The 22,408-nt window shown below is 70.0% G+C and carries 26 protein-coding genes; 10 read left to right on the top strand and 16 right to left on the bottom strand.

The genetic code is table 11. The annotated features are described in order from the left end of the window. Positions 1 to 47: 47 nt before the first annotated feature. The 3 genes from BJ963_RS16385 (at position 48) to BJ963_RS16375 (ending at position 3,187) form a co-directional block, all read left to right on the top strand. Positions 48 to 1,487 carry a TrkH family potassium uptake protein gene (locus BJ963_RS16385; RefSeq protein ID WP_179457561.1) on the top strand — a complete coding sequence of 480 codons (1,440 nt, stop codon included), beginning with the start codon at positions 48 to 50 and terminating at the stop codon, positions 1,485 to 1,487. Then, on the top strand, positions 1,480 to 2,151 hold the full coding sequence (locus BJ963_RS16380; protein ID WP_089915172.1) for a potassium channel family protein: 672 nt from the start codon (positions 1,480 to 1,482) through the stop codon (positions 2,149 to 2,151). The genes BJ963_RS16385 and BJ963_RS16380 overlap by 8 nt, the downstream gene beginning before the upstream one ends. A 148-nt stretch (positions 2,152 to 2,299) precedes the next feature. Further along, the gene (locus BJ963_RS16375) at positions 2,300 to 3,187 is read left to right on the top strand and encodes a hypothetical protein (protein WP_246298089.1); all 888 of its coding nucleotides are present in this window, start codon (positions 2,300 to 2,302) and stop codon (positions 3,185 to 3,187) included. Positions 3,188 to 3,274: 87 nt separating this feature from the next. Here BJ963_RS16375 and proC read toward each other — a convergent pair whose 3' ends face one another. Continuing rightward, on the bottom strand, positions 3,275 to 4,120 hold the full coding sequence (gene proC / locus BJ963_RS16370) for a pyrroline-5-carboxylate reductase (RefSeq protein ID WP_179457560.1): 846 nt from the start codon (positions 4,118 to 4,120) through the stop codon (positions 3,275 to 3,277). Between the two features lie 24 nt (positions 4,121 to 4,144). On the opposite strand from proC, the gene BJ963_RS16365 reads away from it, so the two are divergent. Both BJ963_RS16365 and BJ963_RS16360 read left to right on the top strand, forming a co-directional pair. After that, on the top strand, positions 4,145 to 5,107 hold the full coding sequence (locus BJ963_RS16365; RefSeq protein WP_089915176.1) for a cation diffusion facilitator family transporter: 963 nt from the start codon (positions 4,145 to 4,147) through the stop codon (positions 5,105 to 5,107). Then, the gene (locus BJ963_RS16360; RefSeq protein WP_179457559.1) at positions 5,104 to 5,805 is read left to right on the top strand and encodes a glutamine amidotransferase; all 702 of its coding nucleotides are present in this window, start codon (positions 5,104 to 5,106) and stop codon (positions 5,803 to 5,805) included. Before BJ963_RS16365 ends, BJ963_RS16360 begins: the two co-directional genes overlap by 4 nt. A 4-nt stretch (positions 5,806 to 5,809) precedes the next feature. Here the strand turns inward: BJ963_RS16360 and tadA are convergent, their stop codons facing one another. Beyond that, positions 5,810 to 6,277 carry a tRNA adenosine(34) deaminase TadA gene (gene tadA, locus BJ963_RS16355; RefSeq protein WP_179457558.1) on the bottom strand — a complete coding sequence of 156 codons (468 nt, stop codon included), beginning with the start codon at positions 6,275 to 6,277 and terminating at the stop codon, positions 5,810 to 5,812. Between the two features lie 43 nt (positions 6,278 to 6,320). On the opposite strand from tadA, the gene upp reads away from it, so the two are divergent. After that, positions 6,321 to 6,953: a uracil phosphoribosyltransferase gene (gene upp, locus BJ963_RS16350; protein WP_089915184.1), complete on the top strand. Its 633-nt coding sequence runs from the start codon at positions 6,321 to 6,323 to the stop codon at positions 6,951 to 6,953. Between the two features lie 381 nt (positions 6,954 to 7,334). Then, positions 7,335 to 8,087 (top strand): winged helix-turn-helix domain-containing protein, encoded by a 753-nt coding sequence (locus tag BJ963_RS16345; RefSeq protein ID WP_089915187.1) that lies wholly within the window; start codon positions 7,335 to 7,337, stop codon positions 8,085 to 8,087. Positions 8,088 to 8,185: 98 nt separating this feature from the next. Here the strand turns inward: BJ963_RS16345 and BJ963_RS16340 are convergent, their stop codons facing one another. From BJ963_RS16340 to BJ963_RS16330, 3 genes are all read right to left on the bottom strand, one after another. Next, positions 8,186 to 9,010: an ABC transporter permease gene (locus BJ963_RS16340; protein ID WP_179457557.1), complete on the bottom strand. Its 825-nt coding sequence runs from the start codon at positions 9,008 to 9,010 to the stop codon at positions 8,186 to 8,188. Further along, the gene (locus BJ963_RS16335) at positions 9,007 to 10,020 is read right to left on the bottom strand and encodes an ABC transporter ATP-binding protein (protein ID WP_179457556.1); all 1,014 of its coding nucleotides are present in this window, start codon (positions 10,018 to 10,020) and stop codon (positions 9,007 to 9,009) included. The genes BJ963_RS16340 and BJ963_RS16335 overlap by 4 nt, the downstream gene beginning before the upstream one ends. Positions 10,021 to 10,174: 154 nt before the next feature. After that, the gene (locus BJ963_RS16330; protein WP_179457555.1) at positions 10,175 to 10,849 is read right to left on the bottom strand and encodes a PadR family transcriptional regulator; all 675 of its coding nucleotides are present in this window, start codon (positions 10,847 to 10,849) and stop codon (positions 10,175 to 10,177) included. Positions 10,850 to 11,008: 159 nt separating this feature from the next. Between BJ963_RS16330 and BJ963_RS16325 the strand changes: the two genes are divergently transcribed. Beyond that, complete coding sequence (locus BJ963_RS16325) at positions 11,009 to 11,332, top strand: DUF7882 family protein (protein ID WP_179457554.1); 324 nt, start codon at positions 11,009 to 11,011, stop codon at positions 11,330 to 11,332. Positions 11,333 to 11,415: 83 nt separating this feature from the next. Here BJ963_RS16325 and BJ963_RS16320 read toward each other — a convergent pair whose 3' ends face one another. Beyond that, positions 11,416 to 11,580: a hypothetical protein gene (locus BJ963_RS16320; protein WP_179457553.1), complete on the bottom strand. Its 165-nt coding sequence runs from the start codon at positions 11,578 to 11,580 to the stop codon at positions 11,416 to 11,418. Between the two features lie 74 nt (positions 11,581 to 11,654). Here BJ963_RS16320 and BJ963_RS16315 point away from each other — a divergent pair, with 74 nt between their 5' ends. After that, the gene (locus BJ963_RS16315; RefSeq protein ID WP_179457552.1) at positions 11,655 to 12,098 is read left to right on the top strand and encodes a hypothetical protein; all 444 of its coding nucleotides are present in this window, start codon (positions 11,655 to 11,657) and stop codon (positions 12,096 to 12,098) included. Between the two features lie 18 nt (positions 12,099 to 12,116). On the opposite strand, the gene BJ963_RS16310 is transcribed toward BJ963_RS16315, so the two are convergent. From BJ963_RS16310 to BJ963_RS16265, 10 genes are all read right to left on the bottom strand, one after another. Next, positions 12,117 to 12,629: a flavin reductase family protein gene (locus BJ963_RS16310; RefSeq protein WP_246298088.1), complete on the bottom strand. Its 513-nt coding sequence runs from the start codon at positions 12,627 to 12,629 to the stop codon at positions 12,117 to 12,119. After that, positions 12,626 to 13,129 carry an NADPH-dependent FMN reductase gene (locus tag BJ963_RS16305; protein WP_179458188.1) on the bottom strand — a complete coding sequence of 168 codons (504 nt, stop codon included), beginning with the start codon at positions 13,127 to 13,129 and terminating at the stop codon, positions 12,626 to 12,628. Before BJ963_RS16305 ends, BJ963_RS16310 begins: the two co-directional genes overlap by 4 nt. Continuing rightward, positions 13,129 to 14,898: an MFS transporter gene (locus BJ963_RS16300; protein WP_179457551.1), complete on the bottom strand. Its 1,770-nt coding sequence runs from the start codon at positions 14,896 to 14,898 to the stop codon at positions 13,129 to 13,131. Before BJ963_RS16300 ends, BJ963_RS16305 begins: the two co-directional genes overlap by 1 nt. Before the next feature lie 13 nt (positions 14,899 to 14,911). Then, the gene (locus tag BJ963_RS16295; protein WP_218857683.1) at positions 14,912 to 16,237 is read right to left on the bottom strand and encodes an NtaA/DmoA family FMN-dependent monooxygenase; all 1,326 of its coding nucleotides are present in this window, start codon (positions 16,235 to 16,237) and stop codon (positions 14,912 to 14,914) included. Between the two features lie 5 nt (positions 16,238 to 16,242). Further along, positions 16,243 to 16,902, bottom strand: coding sequence for an isochorismatase family protein (locus BJ963_RS16290; RefSeq protein WP_179457549.1), 660 nt, complete (start codon positions 16,900 to 16,902; stop codon positions 16,243 to 16,245). Next, positions 16,899 to 17,963 carry an LLM class flavin-dependent oxidoreductase gene (locus tag BJ963_RS16285; RefSeq protein ID WP_179457548.1) on the bottom strand — a complete coding sequence of 355 codons (1,065 nt, stop codon included), beginning with the start codon at positions 17,961 to 17,963 and terminating at the stop codon, positions 16,899 to 16,901. The genes BJ963_RS16290 and BJ963_RS16285 overlap by 4 nt, the downstream gene beginning before the upstream one ends. Before the next feature lie 31 nt (positions 17,964 to 17,994). After that, positions 17,995 to 19,107, bottom strand: coding sequence for an ABC transporter substrate-binding protein (locus BJ963_RS16280; RefSeq protein WP_179457547.1), 1,113 nt, complete (start codon positions 19,105 to 19,107; stop codon positions 17,995 to 17,997). A 110-nt stretch (positions 19,108 to 19,217) separates the two neighbouring features. Continuing rightward, positions 19,218 to 20,078 carry an ABC transporter permease gene (locus BJ963_RS16275; protein ID WP_179457546.1) on the bottom strand — a complete coding sequence of 287 codons (861 nt, stop codon included), beginning with the start codon at positions 20,076 to 20,078 and terminating at the stop codon, positions 19,218 to 19,220. 10 nt (positions 20,079 to 20,088) lie between these two features. Beyond that, complete coding sequence (locus BJ963_RS16270; RefSeq protein WP_089915224.1) at positions 20,089 to 20,919, bottom strand: ABC transporter ATP-binding protein; 831 nt, start codon at positions 20,917 to 20,919, stop codon at positions 20,089 to 20,091. 157 nt (positions 20,920 to 21,076) lie between these two features. Then, entirely contained in the window at positions 21,077 to 21,502 is a 426-nt protein-coding gene (locus BJ963_RS16265; protein WP_179457545.1) for a hypothetical protein, read from the bottom strand. A gap of 226 nt (positions 21,503 to 21,728) precedes the next feature. Between BJ963_RS16265 and BJ963_RS16260 the strand changes: the two genes are divergently transcribed. Beyond that, on the top strand, positions 21,729 to 21,971 hold the full coding sequence (locus BJ963_RS16260; protein WP_179457544.1) for a hypothetical protein: 243 nt from the start codon (positions 21,729 to 21,731) through the stop codon (positions 21,969 to 21,971). Positions 21,972 to 22,408: the final 437 nt, after the last annotated feature.

The raw sequence follows: 22,408 nt of genomic DNA, 5'->3' as shown, positions 1-22,408 counted from the left end.
ATGTCCGAAGCCCGCCCGACAGCCGAAGACGACGGGAAGGACGAGACATGAGCGCCACCACCCGGGCGGTCCCCGGACGGCCCAGGTCCCCGGCCGGGCGCATCCGAGCCGCCGTCAACGAGTTCGCGGCCCGCAGCCCCTCGCGGTTCGCGATCCTCGTGTTCGCCCTGCTGATCCTCGTCTTCACACTGCTGTTCTCGCTGCCGATCTCGTCGTCGAACGGGCGGTGGACGCCGCTCGCCGACTCCCTGTTCACCGCGGTCTCGGTGATCTGCGTCACCGGGCTCTCGACCGTCGACATGGCGACGCACTGGTCGGTGTTCGGACACCTGCTCGTCTACATCGGCGTGCAGGTGGGCGCCGTCGGCGTCCTGACCATGGCCTCCATCCTCGGGCTCGTCATCTCGCGCAAGCTCGGCCTCCGCGCGAAGCTGATGGCCGCCAGCGACAGCAACCCGCTCCGCGTCCACGGCGGCCCGGTCGCCGAAGGCCAGGCGGTGCGTCTCGGAGACGTCGGAAAGTTGCTCACCACCGTCGCGATCAGCATGGTCGTCATCGAGGGCGGTGTCGCCCTGCTGCTCTTCCCGCGGATGCTGATCGCCGGCATCGACGTCGGCACGGCCGCGTGGGAGTCCGTGTACTACTCGGCGATGGCGTTCACGAACACCGGATTCACGCCCAACCGGGAGGGGATCGACGCCTTCGCGACCGACTACTGGTTCCTCGGCGCGCTGATGATCGGCGTGTTCCTCGGCGCGATCGGGTTCCCGGTCATCCTGGCCATCGCCTCCAATCTGCGTCAGAATCGACGGCGCTGGTCCATCCACGTCAAGCTGACGCTGCTGACCTCGGTCATCCTGCTCGTCGCCGGGGCCGTGCTCTATATCGTCTTGGAGTACGACAACCCGAAGACGTTCGGCAGCCTGGACGCCGGGCACACCGTCTTCCAGTCGTTCTTCCTGTCGACCATGGCGCGGTCGGGAGGCTTCTCGACCATCCCCATCGACGACCTGCACGGGTCGAGCCTGCTCGTCACCGACATGCTGATGTTCATCGGAGGCGGGTCGGCATCCACCGCCGGCGGCATCAAGGTCACCACGCTGGCCGTCCTCTTCCTGGCCGCGTTCGCCGAGGCGCGCGGTGTGGAGTCGATGGATGCGTTCCGCCGCCGGATCCCCATCGACGTCCTGCGGCTGTCGGTCGCCGTCGCGCTCTGGGGGGCGACGATCGTCGCGGTGTCCAGCATCCTCATCCTGCAGATCACCAAGGCGCCCCTCGACCACGTGCTGTTCGACGTGATCTCCGCATTCGCCACCTGCGGTCTGTCGACCGGTCTGACCGAGCGGCTGCCGGACGCGGGCGTCTACGTCCTGGCCGCGACGATGTTCTGCGGGCGCGTTGGTACAGTGACTCTCGCCGCGGCGCTGGCCCAGAGCCAGCGGCGCCAGCTGTACCACAACCCGGAGGAGAGGCCGCTCGTTGGTTGACCGGATCAGACACAACGCGCCCGTCCTCGTCATCGGACTCGGCCGGTTCGGCGCGGCGACCGCCGGGCAGCTGGACCGCCTCGGGCGCGAGGTGCTCGCCATCGACACGGACGCGAACCTCGTCCAGAAGTGGGCGGACCGCGTCACCCACACCGTGCAGGCCGACGCGCGCTCGATCGAGACGCTGCGGCAGATCGGCGCTGAGGACTTCTCGATCGGCGTCGTCGCCGTCGGATCGTCGATCGAGGCGAGCGTGCTGATCACGGCGAACCTCGTCGACCTCAAGGTGCCGCAGATCTGGGCGAAGGCGATCTCGAAGTCGCATGGCAAGATCCTGGAGCGGATCGGCGCCAACCACGTGATCTACCCGGAGGCGGAGGCGGGCGAGCGCGCGGCGCATCTCGTGTCCGGACGGATGCTCGACTTCATCGAGTTCGACGACGACTTCGCCCTGGTCAAGATGTACCCGCCGAAGCCGATCCGGGGTCTGCGCCTCGGCGAGTCCGGTGTCCGCTCGAAGTACAACATCACCGTCGTCGGCGTGAAGAGCCCGGGAAAGCCGTTCACCTACGCGACTCCGGACACCGTGGTCTCCGACCACGACCTCGTCATCGTCTCCGGCGCGTCCGCCGACATCGAGCGCTTCGCCGCCCTCGAGGCCTGACCCCCTCCCTCCTCCCTCCTCTCCGCCCACCGTCGAGTCCGCAAACTTTGCACGCTTCGGTGCCCCCAAGCGTGCAAAGTTTGCGGACTCGACGGTGGGGGCTGTGGATAAGCGGTCGGGTGCACGCGGGAGGCGCTTGGGTAGAGGGATGGACGAGAACGGGGCCCGCACGAGCGAGCTGCTGCGCGACGGTGTCTCGTGGCGCACGGTATACGGGCAGAAGCTGCATCGACCTTTCTTCGGGATGCGGTCGGCCTCTGAGCCGGAGGGTCATATCGCCCTCTGTCACGCGGCGGCGGTCATCCTGCCCAGCGCGGCCCTGTTCAGCCACCGCTCGGCCGCCATGATTCACGGGATGCCGCTGCCGAGCTGGGCCGAACCCACGGAGGTGGAGATCTCCGTGTTCGAGCCGACGCGCCCGCCACGTCTGCGGGGGATCGTCTCGCACCAGCTCACGCCCCACGAGCATCGGTGGGTCATGGTCGACGGACTCCGGGTGATCGCCGCGCAGGACACGTGGGCCCAGCTGAGCACTCGGCTACGGCTCCCCGACCTGGTCGCCATCGGGGATTTCCTGATCACGGGCGATGAGCCGTACTCGCAGCATCCGCCGCCGTTGGTCCGCGCCGACCTCGAGGCAGCCGTCCGCCGCCACGGTCGACGGCGCGGTGTGACGACCTTGAGACAGGCGCTCGAGCGCATCCGTTACGGATCACTGTCGCCGCAGGAGTCGCGCCTCCGCCTGGCTCTCGAGGATGCGGGGTTGCCGTCCCCTGAACTCAACCATGTCGTCCGGTCGCCGGACGGGGAACGCGTCGAAGCCATGATCGACCTCGCGTATCCGACGGCCCGGGTCGCCATCGAGTACCTCGGCGATCACCATCGGACCGACACGACGACCTACAGGAACGACATCGGCCGGCGGGAGCGCCTCGTCGAGTCGGGATGGGATGTGATCTTCGTGACCGCCGCGGACAGCTTCGACCAGGTCGCCCTGCGGGTCCGCCGAGCACTCCGCCGGTCGAGTACGCGATAACTGCACGCTATCCGCCCCAAAAGCGGTAAGTCTTTGCGGACTCGACGGCGGGGGTTTGCGGGGGCGGAGGGGCGGGCGGGCGGAGGGTCAGCCGGCGGCGAGTTCGCGGGCGCGCGCGAGGGCGGCGTCGGTCGCGCGGGCGAAGAGGGCGGGGAGGTCGGCCTCGGAGAGGACGGCGATCGCCCGCTCCGTCGTGCCGTTCGGGCTGGTCACCCGGCGCCGCAGCTCGGCCGGGTCCTCGCCCGAGGACACCAGCAGCTCGGACGCGCCGAGGAACGTGCCGTTCACGAGCGTGGCGGCCTGCTCCGGCGTGAAGCCCTTCTGCACGGCCGCCTCGGTCAGCGCCTCGATGAGGAGGAACACGTATGCGGGACCGGACCCCGAGATCGTGCTCAGCGCATCCAGCTGTGACTCCGGGACCTCGACCACCTCGCCGACGGTCTCGAACAGCGCGCGCACGACCTCCAGGTCGTCCGGGTCGGTGCGCGATCCCGCGCTGACGCCGGTCACGGCCTTGCCGACGACGGCCGGCGTGTTCGGCATGGCGCGGACGACCGAGACGGAGTCCGGGAGGAGCGACTCCATCGTCTCCGTGTTGACCCCGGCGGCGACGCTGACCACGACGGTCCCCGGCGCAAGCGAGCCGGTGATCTCCGCGAGCAGGTCGCGCACCATGGCCGGCTTCACCGCGACGATCACCACCTGCGCCCCGTCCACCGCGAGCCGGTTCGCATCCGCCTGCGTCTCGGTCGCGTACGCGGTGACTCCCGGGGTCCCGGCGAGCTCTGCGGCGCGCGCCTCCGACCTGTTGGTGACCCGCACCCCCGCGACCTGCACCCCGGGGGCGAGCAGGCCGCTCAGGATCGCCCGCCCCATCGAACCGGCACCCAACATCGCGATCGTCGGGAGGGTCACGTTCTGCACGTCGTCCATGCGGCCCATCCTAGGATGAGGAGCATGAGCGCATCCGGCGGAAACAGAGCGATCGTCGCCGCTTTCGCGGCCAACCTGGGGATCGCCCTCACCAAGTTCATCGCGTGGGCGTTCTCGGGCTCGTCGTCGATGCTCGCGGAGGGCGTGCACTCGGTGGCCGACTCGGGCAACCAGCTGCTGCTGCTGCTCGGCGGCCGTCGCTCGCGCCGCACGGCCGACCGCGAGCACCCCTTCGGGTACGGCCGCGAGCGCTACGTCTACGCCTTCGTCGTCTCCATCATCCTGTTCTCGGTCGGCGGCGTGTTCTCGATCTACGAGGGGATCGAGAAGCTCACCCACCCGCATCCGCTCGAGAACGCCTGGCTGCCGATCCTCGTGCTGCTCATCGCCATCGGCCTGGAGTCCTTCTCGTTGCGCACGGCGGTCCACGAGTCGCGCCCGCACAAGAAGGGGATGTCGTGGCCGCAGTTCGTGCGTCGCGCCAAGGCTCCCGAGCTCCCCGTCGTCCTGCTCGAGGATGTGGCGGCGCTGACCGGTCTCGTCTTCGCCCTGATCGGCGTCGGTCTCACGATCATCACCGGCAACTCCGTCTGGGACGGCATCGGGACCCTCTTCATCGGCGCCCTGCTGGTCGCCGTCGCGGTCGTACTCGGCATCGAGACGAAGAGCCTGCTGGTGGGCGAGGGCGCCTCCGACGTCGACCTCGCCGCCATCGAGGCCGCGGTGACCGCCGGCCCCGAGGTGGAGCGCATCATCCACATGAAGACCCTCTACCTCGGCCCGGACGAGCTGATGGTCGCGGCGAAGCTCGCGTTCTCCGGCGAACACCGCCTGGCGGACGTCGCCGCGGCGATCGATGTCGTCGAGCGCCGCATCCGCGAGGCCGTCCCGGTCGCGCGCGTCATCTACATCGAGCCGGATGTGTGGGTCGACCCCAACGAAGCCGCCCCGGCCACCGACACCATCGTCATCAAGGGACTCGAGTGACCCGCACAGCCGTCATCCTGCAGCACGACCCCAGCATCCATCTCGGCAACATCGGCCCGGTGCTCACCGAGCACGGGTACGACCTGCGGATCGTGGATGCGACCACCGAGGACGTCTCGGCGATCGACCCGGCGGAGGCCGACCTCGTCGTCGTCCTCGGCGGAGAGATGGGCGCGTACCAGACCGACGAGTTCCCCTTCCTGGAGCAGGAGAAGCAGCTGCTGCGGGCGCGCATCGGCGCCGAGCGTCCTGTGCTCGGCGTGTGCCTCGGAGCGCAGCTCATGGCCGGCGCGCTCGGCGAGCGCGTCTACAAGGGCGACACCACCCAGATCGGTTACCGCCGGGTCGAGCCGACGGAGGCCGGCGCGGGCTCGCCGATCCGCCACTTCACGGGCGTCCCCGTGGTGGAGTGGCACGGCGACACCTTCGAGCTGCCCGAGGAGGCGACGCTGCTGGCGTCCTCCAGCGACTACTCGAACGAGGCCTTCGCGATCGGCGACTTCGCGCTGGCCGTGCAGTTCCACCCCGAGGTGACCGACGAGATGCACGAGGCGTGGGTCGCGGACGGGTACAACGAGCTGGATGAGCTGGCCATCGACCCCGAGGCGCTCCGCCGCGACCGGGAGGCCTACTCGGCGCGGATGCAGGAGGCGTCGCGCGCAGCGTTCTCCGAGTGGCTGGAGCGCCTTCCCGCCTGAGGCCTCAGCGCTTCGCCCGGAAGAAGTCGAGAAGCACCTCGCCGCACTCCTCTGCGAGCACTCCCGCGAACACCTCGACGCGATGGTTCAGCCGGCGGTCGCGAAGGACGTCGTACACCGACCCCGCGGCGCCGGCCTTCTCGTCCCACGCGCCGAACACGACCGTGGGGATGCGCGCAGCGAGCACCGCGCCCGCGCACATCACGCAGGGCTCCAGGGTGACGACGAGCGTGCACCCCTCCAGGTGCCAGTCGTCACGCGTCGCCGCCGCCTCCCGCAGTGCCAGCACCTCGGCGTGCGCCGTCGGATCGTGCCGGAGCTCGCGCTCATTGCGGCCCGTCCCGATGACCTCGCCGTTCTCGTCAAGCACGAGGGCGGCCACCGGCACATCGCCCGTGTCGAATGCGAGCCGGGCGTCGGCGAGCGCTCGGCGCATCCACTGCTCGTAGTCGGCGGGCACCGGCAGGCTCACGGCGGTCCTCTCGGGGTTCGGGGGTTCGGCTAGCCTTGAGCCTATGCGAGTGCACGTTGCGGACCACCCCCTCATCACCCACAAGCTGACGGTGCTCCGCGACAAGCGGACGCCCTCGCCGGTGTTCCGTCAGCTCACCGAGGAGCTCGTCACCCTGCTCGCCTACGAGGCGACGCGCGGTGTGCGCGTGCAGCCCGTCGAGATCCAGACCCCGGTTACGACCACGATGGGTGTCGCCCTGAGCGAGCCGCGCCCGCTCGTCGTCCCGATCCTGCGCGCAGGTCTCGGGATGCTCGAGGGGATGGTGCGGCTCATGCCGACGGCCGAGGTCGGCTTCCTCGGGATGGTGCGCAACGAGGAGACGCTCGAGCCGACCACCTACGCCGAGCGCCTGCCGATGGATCTGTCGGACCGGCAGTGCTTCGTGCTGGACCCGATGCTCGCAACGGGAGGCTCGCTCGGCGCGGCGATCGAGTTCCTGTTCGCGCGCAACGCCGTCGACGTGACGGCCATCTGCCTGCTGGCCGCCCCCGAGGGCCTGGAGGCTCTCGAGAAGGCGACGGAGGGGCGCAATGTGACCATCGTGCTGGGCGCTCTCGACGAGCGCCTGAACGAGAACGGCTACATCGTCCCGGGCCTCGGCGACGCCGGCGACCGCCTTTACGGCACGGTGTAGCCGCACGCAATAGTGCGTAATGATTTGACACGGCGAGTCATGGTCGGTTTTACTAACGTGCATGACTGACAACTCGCGTACCCTGACCTCCTTCGAGGCCCTCGGGGATGCCGGCATGATGATGGCCGGCCGCGACTCGGTCATGTGTTGCCGAATGTGTCGCTGATCTGACGACCCTTCGCCGAGCAGCAGCCCTCCGACGACATCTCGTCGTGACCGGGCGCACGCTCCCCGGGAGCGCCACACTCACGCTCCCGCGCATCCGCCCCGCCGTCTAGGGGCACACAACACGACACTCCCCGCGAATCCCCGCACTCCGCCGTACCCGCGGAGCTTCATCGCATCGGGATGCGGAACATCATCACTAAGGACTCGATTCCCATGTCTCTGGCCACCGTCGACACCGCCTTCCCCCGCACCTCCGCCGTCTCCCCTGTCAGCCCGATCCGCCCCGCGGCTCCGACCGACGCCGCCGCGCCCGCACCGGCCGTCGACTCCGCTCCCCGCATCCGGGCCGTGCCGGAGGGCACCGAGGCCCGCGGCTTCGTCCTCTACGTCGGCATCGACGAGGCGAAGGCCGCCGCCGCCGGAACGGACCTCGGTCGCATCGTGGAGGCGCTCAAGCGCCTCACCGCCGAGATCGCCCCGACCGCCGAGACCTACGCGGCCGTCGCCCTCGCCCCGGCCGGCGCCGGTGGACGCGACGTGGATGTCGTGCGCCTCGCCCTGCAGGACCCGGCCGCCATCGCCAAGCACCGCCACGCGGTCACGGTCGACGAGGACGAGGACCGCGCAGCATCCGGCGTCGTCGTCGACATCTCCCGCAAGCGCCTCGTGCTCGACAACCAGACCGTCGCCCTGACGTACAAGGAGTTCGAGCTGCTGCAGTACCTCGTGCTCCGCGAGGGCCGCACCATCGAGCGCTCGGAACTCATCTCTTCGCTGTGGAGCGGCGCCGACGAGGACGAGGTCCCGAACGAGCGCACCATCGACGTCCACGTGCGCCGTCTGCGCTCGAAGCTGGGCCGCTACGAGGACATCGTGCGCACGGTCCGCGGTGTCGGCTACCGCTTCGACCGGCACGCCGACGTCTCCATCCGCTACGCGAGCGCCCCCTCCCCCGACCTGTTCTGACCCCGCCCCGCATCCACCCACCGTCGAGTCCGCAAAGACTTACCGCTTCTCGCCGAGAAACGTGCAGTTTGTGCGGACTCGACGGTGGGGTGGGGGGGTCAGGCGGAGCGCTGGTAGACGCGGAAGGCGCTGGTCGCCCAGGCAGCCATGATCACCGCGAGCGCTGCGAGCAGGCCCGCGTGCGCCCACAGGGTCGCCCAGTCGGGATGCGCGCTCAGCGCCTGACGACCGACGATCACCGCCCACTCGAACGGGTTGTACGCGGCGACGTTCTGCACCCACTCCGGTGAGAGCTTCGTGTTCATGATCGCGGAGCTGAGGAACATCAGCGGCAGAGTGATCAGCTGCGAGATGCCGATCAGCGCCGTCTGCTCGCGTGCCAGCAGCGCGACGGCGTTGGACAGCGAGCAGAACACCGCGGTCAGCAGGACGACACCCAGGAGCAGAAGCAGGATGCCGACGATGCCGCCCTCGAACCGGGCGCCCGCCCAGAACGCGATGCCGACCACGACCAGCGACTGGACGACCGCGAGCAGCGACTGGTACACGAGCGTCGACACGATCATCGCTCCACGATTCGTCGGCGAGGTGAGGAAGCGGTCCATCACGCCGCGGTCCATGTCCTGGATGTAGACGGTCCCGGACCACGCGGACCCGAACAGCGCGAGCATCATCACGACGCCGGGCGTCAGGTACTCGAGATAGCTCTGGCCGACGCCGAAGCCCGGGATGTCGATCACCGATTTGAACAGCTGCCCGAACAGCAGCAGCCAGATCACCGGCTGCACCAGGTTCATCACGAGGAAGGCGGGCATGCGCCAGGCGGCGCGCAGCTGTCTGCCGGTCAGCAGCAGGGTGTGCGTCAGGAACGTCGGGCCGTTCCGCCGCTGGGGACGGGATGCGGGAAAGGCTGTCGTGGTCATGATGCGTTCTCCAGGACGAACTCGGCGGACTCCTGAGCCCGCGTGAAGGTGCGGCCGGTGTGCCGCAGATAGACGTCGTCCAGACTCGGCCGGGCGACCGTGGCGGAGGCGACGGCGACGCCGGCCGCCTCCAGAGCGGCGAGGGCGAGCGGCAGCGTCGCGGCGCCGCTGTCGGCGCGGGCGCGCAGGGTCCGGCCGTCTCCGCCGACCTCGCGGAGCGCATCCACCCGCTGCAGCGCCCCGAGCCCCGCGAAGGGATCGGCATCCGCGGCCAGCTCGACGATCACCGCGTCGCCGCGGAGGTCGTTCTTGAGCTCCTCCGGGGTTCCGCCTGCGACGACCCGGCCGTGGTCGACGATCGCCAGCCGGTCGGCGAGGCGGTCCGCCTCATCCAGGTAGTGCGTCGTGAGCAGCACCGTCAGGTTCTCGGCGGTCGTCATCCGTTCGAGCTCCAGCCAGAGCTCGGCGCGCGCCTCCGGGTCGAGGCCGGTGGTCGGTTCGTCGAGGAACAATACCTCCGGCCGGTGCATGAGGCCGATCGCCACATCCAGCTTCCGCGCCATGCCGCCGGAGTAGGTCTTCACCTGTCGGCGGGCGTGGTCGGTCAGGCCGAAGCGGTCGAGGAGTTCGCGGGCGCGGGCCGCGGCCTCACGGCCCGACATCCCCTGCAGCCGGCCGGCGAGCACGAGGTTCTCCACGCCCGTGTCCATCGGGTCGGAGACGGGCTTCTGCGCGACGAAGCCGAGGGCCCTGCGGACGCGCGCCGGGTGGCGGGCGACGTCGATGCCCGCCACGTACGCGGTCCCCGAGTCGGGGCGGGTGAGGGTCGACAGGATCTTCATGGTCGTCGACTTGCCGGCGCCGTTGGGGCCGAGCAGGCCGAACACGGTGCCCTTCTCGGCCTCGAATCCGAGGCCGTCGACGGCACGGAGGGGAGGCTTGCCCCGCCCTCCCGGGTAGGTCTTCACGAGGTGGTCGGCGGCGAGCGCCGGACCCTGTTGGTGTGCCATGGTGGCTTCTCTCTTTCAGGTAGGCAGCCACCGACGGGGATATCCTTGAAGACAGCCCTCGGTGACTGTTGACGCAGGTTCCTCACGGAACGACTGAAGGTGTGGATGGCCGGAGAGTTGCCGCTCTCCGGCCATCGTCTTGTGGCTCGAGGCCTTACGACAGGAACAGGTCGGCCGCCTCCTCCCCGAAGGCGCCGGCGGCGATGCGTTCGCGCAGCTCCTCCATGCCGATCCCCTGGCCGAGCAGCACATGCAGCTGCTCCCACCAGTCGTAGCCGCCGATCGACCGGTCGCGGATGCGCGCCCCCAGGTCGGCCACGAACGTCCGCTCCGCCTGGAGCACGGCCATCCGGTAGTGGAACTCGACCATGAAGAGCTCCGGCAGCCCGCTCGCCTCGGCCAGCAGAATCCGGCGTCCGGCGATGTCCGCGTCGATCCGGTCACGCCGGCGTTCGAGCAGGTCGGCCGCGACGTCGGGCGGCAGCATGGGCAGAAGCGAGAGGCCGGTCTCGATGGCGGGGTACTCCTTGACCGGGATCTCGACGAGCTCCCGCAGCCACTCCTCCGCCTCTTGCCGCCCGGCCGGAGTGATCGCGTAGACGACGCGCTCGGGGCGGTTGCCCTCGCGCTCGGTCTGCGCCACTTCGATGAAGCCGTGCTTCTCGAGCGACTTGATGACGGCGTAGAGGGAGCCGAAGTTCAGCCGGATGCTGTCCTCCTTGCCGCGCTCCTTCATGGTCGTGGTCATCTCGTACGGGTACATCGGCCGCTCCCACAGGCAGGCCAGGACGGCCAGCGCCAGCGGGTTGGATACCGCACGCTTCGCCATGATGCCTCCTCGTCGGCCGACTACTTTGAACAGAGTATTCGATTCAGAGTGATTTCGTCCAGCCCGGGGGGACGTCTGTTCGCGTCGCCCACAACGGGCCCACTCGGAAGGCAGAGCCACGGGCCCCGGCCGGTACGGTGAGCGCAGGAGGTGTGCACGATGGGATACCTGGCGTACGACGGCTCGGCCCGGGTCTCCTTCGACGACGTGGTCCTGGCCCACCTCGAAGTCGTGATCATCTCCAAACTCCAGCGCAAGGAGTCGTTCGCGCTGTCGTGGCGGGAGTCGAGTGCCAACGGCGGCGGCCGGAGCACCATCTGGCTGGATCCGACCATCCCTCTGCGTTTCCGGTTCGTGGATGCGGGCCCGGTCGCCATCGATCGGGACTGGGTGCGCCGCCTGGCCGAATCCGCCAACTCCGGCCACGGACTGATCGCGCGGGACGGCAACGGCGACGAATGCGTGGGAACCTCTGCCCTATGAGCGTCCGTTTGCATACCGTCGCGTTCGTCTCCCCCCGGCCCGGAGCGTGACGCCGCGTTCGGGGAGTCCGTCCTCGGTCTCGATCAGGACGCGCGCAGGACGCCCGTCGCCTCCGACCACCGTCCGTCGCCTGCAAGCGCCGCATAGGCGATCCGCTCCACGCTCGAAGCGTCCTCGCGCAGGCCGCCCGAGACGATCTCGTCCGGCATGGAGCGGAAGACGAACTTCGCGAGGCTGTGCGCCCTCATATTGTCAATGATTCCGTGGACGGCCGTCGCATACAATCGCCGGAAGAGCGAGATCGGTGCGACGAGGGGGCAGGATGTTCGGTTCGAAGAGGACGCTCGCCGATGTGGTGGCTCAGCTCAGGCCTGATCTGAGCCGGGAGTCGCTCGGGGTCGGGCCCGACTTCCCGGGCATCGCCCCGAACCCGTATCTGAGCGGTGCTGCACGGAAGCGCACGGCGGAACTCCGCGCCGGCGTGCTTGCGCTCGGCACTCTGGTCGATTGGCGGGAGGTCGGCGGCGAGGGCAGGCCGCGGGTCGTCCTGATGTTCGATGTGGAGACGGCCGGCGGGATCGCGTTCCGCGGCATCGCGGACGAAAGCCTCACGATCACCGCTCTCACCCGCCTGGCGCCGGGACAGGTGTTCCCGGTGCGCTATCGGCCCGCCGTCATGGACCACTACGTCGCCCTCGCCCAGGACGCAGACCCCACCCAGGTGCAGCGGCTCGCGGACGACATTGAGAGCCGCAAGCGGACCTGACGCCGGCCCCGGAGTGCTCTACGGCTGATCGCGCTCCGACAGCACCTTCACCTTCCGCTGGTGCCACACGATCGGGGCGGGCAGCTCGTCGCTCATCATCGAGAGCACGCGCAGCACGATGATGTCGTGGTCGCCCGCCGGGTAGCAGTGTTCGACGACGCACTCCAGCCAGGTGGGCGAACCTTCGAGGAAGACGGCGCCGGACGGGAGTTCGGCCTTGCGGACGCCGCGGAGGCGGTTCTGCTTGTCGCGGGAGGCCAGCTGTCTGGTCTTGCCCGCGTGGTCCTCGCCCAGGATGGACACCCCGATCGTCGGCGCGGCCGCCAGGTCCGGCCAGGTCGTCGAGCTGCGCCGCGCCGCGAAGGAGACCATCGGCGGATCGTAGGAGACGCCCACCGAGAAGGAGGATGCGATCATCACGACCGGCTCCTCCCCGATCATCGCGGCGAGCGCGGCGACGCCGGAGGGGAAGCCGGCGAAGGCTGCGCGCATCTCCTCCGGGTCGGAGGTGAAGTCGTAGGTCAGCGTCATCGTGAACCGTCCTCCCGGAGAGACGCGTGGATCGCAGGAGCCCAGGCGCCGAGCCAGGTGTCGAGTGCGCCCTCCTCGGCGTAGCGCTTGTCCAGCTGGTAGAGCCCCTGGGCCGGGCAGATCGCGCCGAGCTCGACCAGCACGGGCTTGAGGCTGAGCTCGGGGGCGAGCGCATGCGCCGGGCCCGCGCCCAGCATCAGCGGGACGGCGACGCGGCCGGCCAGGCCCGTGGCGGTTGCGAACTGGTCGAGGAAGAGCTTGAGCAGACCCGAATAGGTGCCCTTGAAGGTGGGGGACGCGGCGATGACCAGGTCGGCATCCTGCACCCGGGCGACGGCGTCCGCGACGAGCGGGTCGCCGAAGCCCAGGAGACCGGCGCCGAGCTCGGACACCTCGATCGTCGTTGAGGTGGCGCCGAGAGCGGAGGCCAGGCGCTCGGCGGCGTCCCGGGTGCGCGACTGCGGCTTGGGGTTTCCGACGATGACGGCGGCTGTGAACATCACGGGACCTTCCTTTCGTGTGGATGCCGGGCGGCGGTGAGCAGGGAGCGCGCCTCCCGCTCGTCCTCCCGCATGGCCTCGACCAGGTCGTCGCGGCTCGCGAACGCCCGCTGCGCCCGGAGGAGCCGGTCGGCCGTGACCTCGGCCCGGCTGCCGTACAGGTCGCCGGCGAAGTCGAGGACGTGCACCTCGACGGTGTGCGCTCGCCCCGGGAAGGTATCGTTCGTCCCCACCGAGATCAGCGCCGGCAGCGGCTCGCTCCACGATTCGGCGCGGAAGCCGCCGACGTAGACACCGTCGGCCGGCGTGCGGCCGGGCTCCTCCAGGTCGAGGTTCGCCGTCGGGAATCCGAGGGCGAGCCCGGCGCCCGCGCCGCCCACGACGGTGCCGACCAGAACGCCACGGCTCTCCCCCTCGCCCTCGACGCCTCCCGGCGTGACGCGCAGGAGGGAGGCAGCGACGATGCTCAGCACACCGACGAGCGCGAGCACGGCCAGCGCGACGGCGTTGCCCGTCCACGCCAGGACGACCGCGGTCGCGGCGCTGCCGAGCACGGCGCCGAGCTGCTTCATGGAGTTGAATGCGCCGGAGGCGGCGCCGATCGACGACCGCTCGACCGAGCTCACCGTCGCGATGGAGAACGGCGACCACAGGAACGAGTTCGCGATCCCGAACAGGGCGAACACCCCGGCGATCGCCCACAGCGGCGCTTCCAGCCAGACGAGCACGGCCGTTCCTCCGATGGAGAGCACGAGCGCCGCACCGCCGATCACCGCGACGACGCGCAGCCCGACGGTGTTGTTCAGCCGGGCCGAGACGGGCGCCGCGAGCAGGCAGACGAGGCCCATCGGGACCAGGATGATCGACGCGGTCACCACATCCAGCCCGCGGTCCTCCTGCAGGGCCAGCATCAGAGGGATGGGCGCGGAGCCGACGCAGAAGGCCGCCGCGGTGGCGCCCCAGGACGCGGTGACGAAGCCGTGGCTGCGGAACAGCGACACCGGCAGCAGCGCGCGGTCGCCCGAGCGGCGCTGGAGGACCACCACACCCGTGACGAGTGCGGCCCCCAGCGCCACCAGCAGCCAGCGGGGGACGCCGGAGACGGAGCCGGACGCCGCGTCGGTGCCCTGGATCCCCACGACCAGCGCGGCGACACCGAGCGCGTTCGCCGCCATCGCCCAGAGCGGGATGCGCGCGGGCTGCCGCTCCGACGCCGGCACCCACACGAGCACGGCCACCGCGGTGACAACGCCGATCGGAAGGTTTACGGCGAAGATCGACGGCCACCCCGCCGCCCCCACCAGCAGGCCGCCGAGGATGGGCCCGGCGACGGTGGCGGCGCCCCCGACCGCGCCCCAGATCCCGAGCGCGACGGCTAGCCGCGGCGGAGCGAACAGCGTCCGGATGATCGTGAGGCACTGGGGCGTCATCAGCGCGGCGCCGACACCCTGGGCGACGCGCCAGCCGATCAGCGAACCGATGTCCTGCGACAGGGCGCAGAGGACCGATCCGATCGTGAACGCGGCGAGTCCGACCAGGTAGATCCGCCGGCGGCCGAACCGGTCGCCGAGCCGCCCCGCGATCAGCAGAGGAACCGCGTACGCGATCAGGTAGCCGCTGTTGACCCAGATCGCCAGGGTCGCGGTGGTGCCGAGACCCGCGATCAGCGCAGGGAGCGCGACGGAGGTGATGGTGCTGTCCAGCAGCAGCATGAAGAAGCCGAGGCAGAGGCTGGCCAGGGCGAGCCAGTCCCGCGTCGATCGCCGCACAGCGCCAGGCATCTCAGACCGCCAGGTTCTCGCGGAGCGTCGAGCCGGGGTAACGAGGGGCCAGGGCTCCCCGCCGCCGGAGCTCGGGGACGAGCAGCTCGCTCAGGTCGGCGAGCCCGGACGGCATCGACAGCGGGCTCGAGAGCATGTATCCGCCGCGCGACCCGGTCTGTGCGAAGTTCTCCTCGAGGGCGTCGGCCACCGTGGCGGCGTCGCCGACGACGGTGTGGTCGAGGCCGGTGGCCGCCTCGAAACCGTGCTCGAAGAACTCCTGCCTGCCGATCGTGTAGTCCTCGCCGAACTCGGCGACGAGCGACCCGACGAAACCGGCCGGGCTGGCCTGGGCCGCGACGATCTCGTCCCGGAGCTCGCCCAGCCGGAACGACGCGGGCAGCGTGGAGAAGTCGTAGCCGGCGTTGTGCGAGAGCATCGTGCCGACGGCCTCGTCCGTCCAGAAGCCGAGCACCGCATCCCGCCGTGCCGACGCCTCCGCCGCGGTGCGGCCGACGATCGCCTGCGTCGCCCACAGGATGCCGACGTGCTCGGGATCCCGCCCCTCCGCGGTGAGCGCCTCGTCGAGCATGCGGCGGTGCCGCTGCTGACCGGCGAGGCTTCCGCCGAACCCGAAGACGAGGTCGGCGAACGCCGCGGAGCCGGCGATGCCGCGCGGCGAGTTTCCGGCCTGCACGATGACGGGATGCACCTGCGGGCTCGGCACGGAGGCGAGCGGGCCCTTGACGGTGAAGAACCGGCCGTCGTGGTCGATCGGGTGCACCTTCGACGGGTCGGCGAACCGGCCGGTCGCCGGGTCGCGCACGATCGCGTCCGGGGCCACCGAGTCCCACAGGGCCCGGCAGACGCCGATGAACTCCTCCATCCGCTCGTAGCGCAGGTCGTGGTCGATCAGCTCGGCGTAGCCGTAGTTCGCGGCGTCCGCCCCGCGGCTGGAGGCCACGACATTGAACGCGATCCGGCCGCCGGTCACGTGGTCGAGCGAGTTGAGCAGCCGGGCGACGTAGAAGGGGTGCATGAACGTCGAGGAGTAGGTGAGCCCGAATCCGATGCTCTCCGTCACCGTCGACATCGCGGCGATGACCGGCGACATGTCCTGGCGCGGCCACTGGATGCCCCACTCCACCGCCGGGTCGATGCTCCCCCGCCAGGTGCTCGGGATGCCGGAGCCGTCGCCGAAGAACAGCATGTCCACGCCCGCCCGCTCGGCGGTCCTGGCCACCTCGAGGTACATGCGGACGTCGGGGAACTGCCGCCCGACCCACGAACCCGGCTGAGCCCAGCGGCCCTCGGTGTGCGTGAAGGACAGGTCGTACGCGATGTGCATGCCGCTCACGCGGTCACCTGCTTCCAGAGGCCGACGACCTCGTCGGTGTCGGACAGGACGGCGACGTTGAGCTCCAGCTGGACGAGCGCCGCCTCGTTCACCGCGAGGTCGTATGCGGCGGTCGCGTCGCGGGGGACCACGACCGGCCAGTCCAGCTGCATCGCGTCCTGCGCGGTCGCGTCGACGCAGCACTCGCTGGTGAGGCCGACGATCGTGAGCCAGTCGTAGCCGGCGGCTCGCAACCGCTGGTCGAGGTCGGTCCCGAGGAAGCCGCTGTAGCCGCGCTTGACGACCCGCAGCTCGTCGGCGGCGGGGTGCATCCGGTACCACTCCGCGCCGGCCGAGCCGACGATGCACGGCTCCGACTCGCCCATGGGGGCGTCGTAGTCGCCCTCGCGCAGCCAGTTGCTCGAGCGCCACGGGCGGGACGGATCGCTGCCGAGCTCCACCCAGACCACCGGGACGCCCAGCTCCCGGGCGGCGTCGACCAAACCGCCGATGCGGGTCACCGTTGCGTCGAGCTCGGCGACCACCTCCTCGGTCAGGCCGTAGGCGCCGAGGGCGGCCGGGTCGCCGAAGTCGCGCTGGACATCGACGACGACGAGGGCGGGTGCGCTCCCGGGCCGGGTCAGCTGCGCGAGCTGCGCTTCGCGGAGGGCGCTCACCGGTCGCCGCCCGCGTCGTGGGCCCGCAGCGCGGGGAGGACCGTCTCGCCGAACAGGACCATGTCCTGGTCGTACTCGGGGAAGATCAGCATCAGACCGTCGAGGTCCGCCTCGCCGACGATGTACTGGATGTGCTCGGTGACGGTCTGCGCCGATCCGGCCACGTACGCGGTCTGGAAGGCCGCCTCCCCCACGGCGCCCGATGCCCAGGCGCGCGCCTGGTCCTCCGGGACTCCCCACGATGCGCGCATGTTCGCCAGCGCCTCCCGGTCGACGCCGGCGCCCCACTCCTTCACCTTGGCCTCGGCGAGCGCGTCGGTCTCGTCCTGGACGACGGTGAGCATGGAGTAGGTCTTGCAGGTCCGGCCGTTCGCCGCGGCCCTGGCGTGCACATCCGCCGAGAGCTCCTTCATCTCCTCCAGGCTGTCGCCGGCGAGGAAGGCCCCGTCGGCGAACCGTGCCTGGAAGGCGCGCGCGGCCTCCGACTTGCCCGCGCTGATGATCGTCGGCCGGGAGGACGGATGCGGACGCGACTCGCAGTCGACCAGGTCGAAGTACGGGGTGTGCATGGTTACGGAGTCCTCGGTCCACAGCCGGGTCACGGCCTCGGTCCAGAGCTCGGTCATCGTGTAGCGGTCGGCGTGGCTGAGCGTCGGGTCCCAGATCCCGAACTGCTCGAACTCCCCCGCGTATGCGCCGTTCACGATGTTCATGCCCGCGCGGCCCCCGGACACGTCCTGCAGCGTGGCGTACATCTTCGCGGCGACCGCCGGGTTGTGCACGTTGGCATGCATGGTGGCCCAGATCTTGACCCGGTCCGTCGCCTCCGCGAGCGCCGACATCATGGTCATCGACTCCAGCGACCGGCCCCAGTGATCGGTCGTGCCGCCGAACCCGCGCCACTTCGCCATCGACATGATGAAGTCGAGGCCGATGTCCTCGGCGTGCAGGGCCGCGCGCTTGTTCCAGGCGTACTTGGCTTCGGGGTGCGGTGCGGTGGTGGAGAGCATCCAGCCGCCGTTTCCGATCGGGAGGAAGATCCCATAGTCTTTCGCGGGCATTGAGGGCCTTTCGCTGGCGTTCGGTCGGTGCTTACGGGGCGGGCCAGATGAGCGTGTCGCCCGAGTAGATGGCCGTGATGTAGGAGTTGTCGAACCACTTCGCGGCCTGGTCGCCCGTCACCGTGTCCGGGACGATCTGGAACTGGTGCAGCATGTCGACGAGCTTCGTCACGTTGGCCGGGTCCATCCCGCCGAGCGGCTGGCCGTGGGTGGGGTTGTCGGCCACCACCTGGGTCTCGGTCTTCCAGATCGTCGCGTTGAGCTTCTTGTCGTACGTGGCCCCGCCGGAGAGGTCCGCCGCGAAGCCGACGCACTTCTCGGTGTTCGCTTCGCTGGCGCTGCAGTAGTCGTAGGCGTGAAGGGCCGCGCGGAGGATGTCCTGCACCGCGGTCGGGTGGGCCTTCGCGAAGGCCGGGTTGACCGCCATCGCGCCGAGCGAGCTGGGGATGCCGTACTTCACCGGCTGCCAGACCGTGACCTTGTCGCCGGCCGCCTTGAGCTGGTTGGGCTCGTTGGAGATGAATCCGGTGAGGGCGGCGAGGCCGTCCTGCTTGCGCGGCAGCACCGAGGGGTCGTAGCCCTCCTTGACCAGCTTCAGCGAATTCCAGTCGACGCCGGCCTTCACCATCATCGCCTCCACGGAGGCGGGGACGTAGCCCTTGTGACCGACGACCTGTCCGTCGAGCTGGGTGAGGTCGGTGATGCCCGGGTTCGTCATCAGGATGTCGAGGCCCGCGTTCGAGTACGACGAGATGCCCTCGATGTCGATGCCGTTGGCGCGCGCCTGGATGAGGTCCTGCTGCGCGATGGCGGAGACCGTCGCCTGGCCGCTGGCGAGCAGCTTCGTGTTCTGCGCGGTGTCGCCGCTTCCCGGCTTCAGCTGCACCGTCAGGCACAGGTCGGAGAAGTAGCCGAGCTTGCTGGCGGCGACGTACTCCAGGATCGAGGCGGACGACTGGAACTGGTAGCCGGAGAGGTACGTGATCGGCCCGGCCGCCTTGTTCTCCTCGCAGCGCTTGGCGGAGATGGCGGATCCGGACGACGACGAGTCTGCGGGGGAGCCGGAGCTGCACGCGGCGACACCGATCGTCAGGATGACGGCGGTGAGGGACGCGAGACCGGTCTTGATGAGACGGTGCTGCATGGGTCACTCCTTCTACGGATGGGGTGGTGCAGGGGTGCGCGATGGCAGGGGTGGGCCCGGTCGCCGGTCGACGACAGGGGTGGGGCGGTCGAGGGCGGGGAGGGCCCCGGTCAGTCGGTCGAGCTCTCGTGCCAGTGCAGGACGCGGCGCTCGACCAGGGTGATGAGGGCGAGCAGGAGGACGCCCATCACCGCGAGGACGAAGATCGCCGCGTAGACGACGGCGAGCTGGTTCATCGACGACGCGACGCTGATCATCGTGCCGAGGCCGCCGGTCGAGCCGGAGGCGGAGAGCTCGGCGACGACGGCGCCGATGATCGAGAGCGGGAAGACGATCCGCAGGGCCGCGAAGAGATACGGCAGCGCGTTGGGGATCCGCAGGTGGACGAGCATCTCCAGCCGGGACGCGTCCATCGTCTTGTAGACCTGCATCACCTGCTGCGGCACGGACCGGAGGCCGACGGCCGTGTTGATGAGGATGGGGAAGAAGCAGATCAGCGCGGTGATGATCAGCTTCGGCAGCGGACCGAAGCCGAAGGCGACGACGAGCGCCGGCGCGATCGCGACGAGCGGCGTGACGTTGAGCACAACCGCGATCGGCATGATCGCCCTCCGCGCCACCGGCAGCTCGCTGATGAGCACGGCGACCAGGAAGGCGGCGACGAAGCCGATCGCGAGCCCCGCCGTCGCCTCGCCCAGGGTGATGAGGGCGTTGCCGAGGTAGTAGCCGAGGTTGCCGGCCAGCGATTCGCCGATCGCCTGCAGCGGAGGGAGCAGGTACGGCATCGATGCGGCGCCCCACTGCCAGAGTCCGGCGAGGAGCGCGAGCATGACGACCAGAGGAAGCCAGACCGCTGGACGTATCCACGCCATCCGGGACTTGGGATGCCTGAGGCTGAACCGCGACGGCTCGGCGGTGACGCCGTCCGGAAGCGAGTGGGACACGGTTGCCCGTTCTGTTGCGACGCTCATCGTGTGCCCCCTAAGCCGCGTCCGTCGATCGCCATGCGGAGTGCAGGCGATCCCTGATCAGGTCTTCGTACTCGTGGAAGCGGCGCTCCTCGAACAGCCGCTGGTTCCGGGGCCGCGGGAGGTCGATGTCGATCACATCGACGATCCGGCCCGGTCGCGGCGCCATCACGACGACGGTGTCGGACATGCGCACGGCCTCGGACACCGAGTGCGTCACGAACAGCACCGTCGTCTTCAGCTCGTCCCACAGGTCGAGCAGCTGGTCCTGGAGGCTCTCCCGCGTGAACTCGTCGAGTGCGGAGAACGGCTCGTCCATGAGCAGCACATCCGGTTGCAGGCCGAACGCCCTGACGATCGCCGCGCGCTGCTGCATGCCGCCGGAGAGCTGGGCGGGCAGCTTGTGCGCCGCGTCCGCGAGCCCGGCGCGATCGAGGAGCTCGAGCATGTCCGGGGCGGGCTTCCGGCCGCCGCGCTCCGCCAGGTCGCCGATGCGCTGGCGTCGCCGCGCCGCCCCCGGGTTGATCTTCTGCGGCAGCGTCACGTTCTTCAGCACCGACAGCCACGGCAGCAGCGCCGGCGTCTGCGGGACCAGCCCGATCAGCTTCGCCGCGCCCGCTTCGCTCGGCGTCACATCGTGGACGCGCACCTCACCGCGGCCGGCCGATTCGAGACCGGCGACGATCCGGAGGAGCGTCGACTTGCCGCATCCGCTCGGGCCGATCAGGCTGACGAACCGGCCGGGCTCGATCGTGAGGTCGACGTCGTTCAACGCGATCATCGCCGAGGGACCGTACCCGTAGACCTTGCCGACCGAGGTCAGCTGTACCGCTGGCGTCACCATTCACACCCTCCATGCCGTGTACGGACCCATAGGCCCGTTCCCAGATGGCGGAGAGCGTGCGTAGCGAGTTCGATGTCTGCCACGCGGAGTCCGCTTGATATGACCTCACGGTATCCAGGCAATGTTTCCGAGACCGCCGCGGAAGATTGCGCGCGTGTTAACTCTCCGCACCGAGCGGAACGACGCCGGCGCCGTCGAACACGTAGACCTCCACGCCGAGGTCGGCCGCCGCGACGGCGACCCACCCGTTGAGGGCGCGGACCGTGACCGTGCTCACCACCAGCACCGCCCGCTCGACCTGCGGCGCCGCCGTGCGCAGCCACAGCAGCTTGAACATGTCGGCCATCACCTTGTTGCGGTACGACGGCTTGTAGGAACCCTGGTTCGCGACGAGCTGGGCCACGATTGCGCCCGCCGCATCCATACCCTCGACCTCGACCCGGACGCCGTCGGCGAGCAGCAGCACGCGCGGGCGGAGCGCCGTCCCGAGCCGCTCGCTGAGCGCGGACAGCATCAGCCGCTCCACGGAGCCCTCGGCGAAGCGATTCCACTCCCCTGCGCCGGACACGTCTGGGCCTGCCATGCGGCCAGGATAGGCGCGGCCGGTTTCCGTCAGGTTTCGGAGGGGCCGGCGCGATGTTCGCGGAGTTCTCGCCGCGAATCATTCGCTGGCAGCAGGAGAAGCGCTCCTCGGCCGACGACGCTCCGCGCGCACTCGTCTCTCAGCTCGTCTCCGTCGCACGAGGCGACAGCCCCGGAGCACTGCCGGCGCACGGGTCACGATCCCGCCCGGTGTCCTCCAGGACACCGTGACCACCGGTTCGGACCACCTCACCTGGGAGCCCGAGCCGGGTCTGCGCTTCGCTCTGACCACCGTCCGGCACGATCGCACCATCATCGCCGCGGCACAGGCACTCGCTCCGTTCGAGCAGCGGACCGATCGGATCGGGCTGCTCCTCTTCGCCGGCTGGGTGCTCACCATTCTCGCGCTCACGTGCGGTGCCGTACTGCACGTCGTGCTCGGGCGCCGGTTCACACGCCAGGGCCCGTAGGCCGCCCTCTGCGCCGCTGCGTCAACGCCTCCTCGCACCAGCGCCTGACCCGTCGCCCCGGTGCGCGCACGCCCGTCTCAGCTGGGTGCCCCTTATCGGCCCCCGAGGAGCTCCCCGGCCCAAGAGTCGAGAGCCACGCCCGCGATCACTGTGACGAGTGCCACGATGGCCGCACCCGCGAGCGCGATAGCGATCATCATCAGGAGTGCCGCACCTGCGCTTCGCCGCCTGGACGGTCGCCTGAGAGCAGAAGCACCGGCCGCTGCCTGGATGCGCCGTTCAGCAGGTGATCGGCGCGACTCTCGGGGGGTCTGGTTCGGGGTGCTCATCTGCGGGCTTCGTGCGTGCGCACAGAGCTGCCCCGTCTTGTCCGGGGATGCCTGTCCCGCCATTGCCGATGGGTTTGGGTTCGCCCGATATCGCAGGTGCGCGCCATG

Source organism: Leifsonia soli, assembly GCF_013408745.1.
GTDB lineage: Bacteria > Actinomycetota > Actinomycetes > Actinomycetales > Microbacteriaceae > Leifsonia > Leifsonia soli.
The sequence above is the reverse complement of the archived record's forward strand: the minus strand, read 5'-3'. Positions and strand labels throughout refer to the sequence as shown.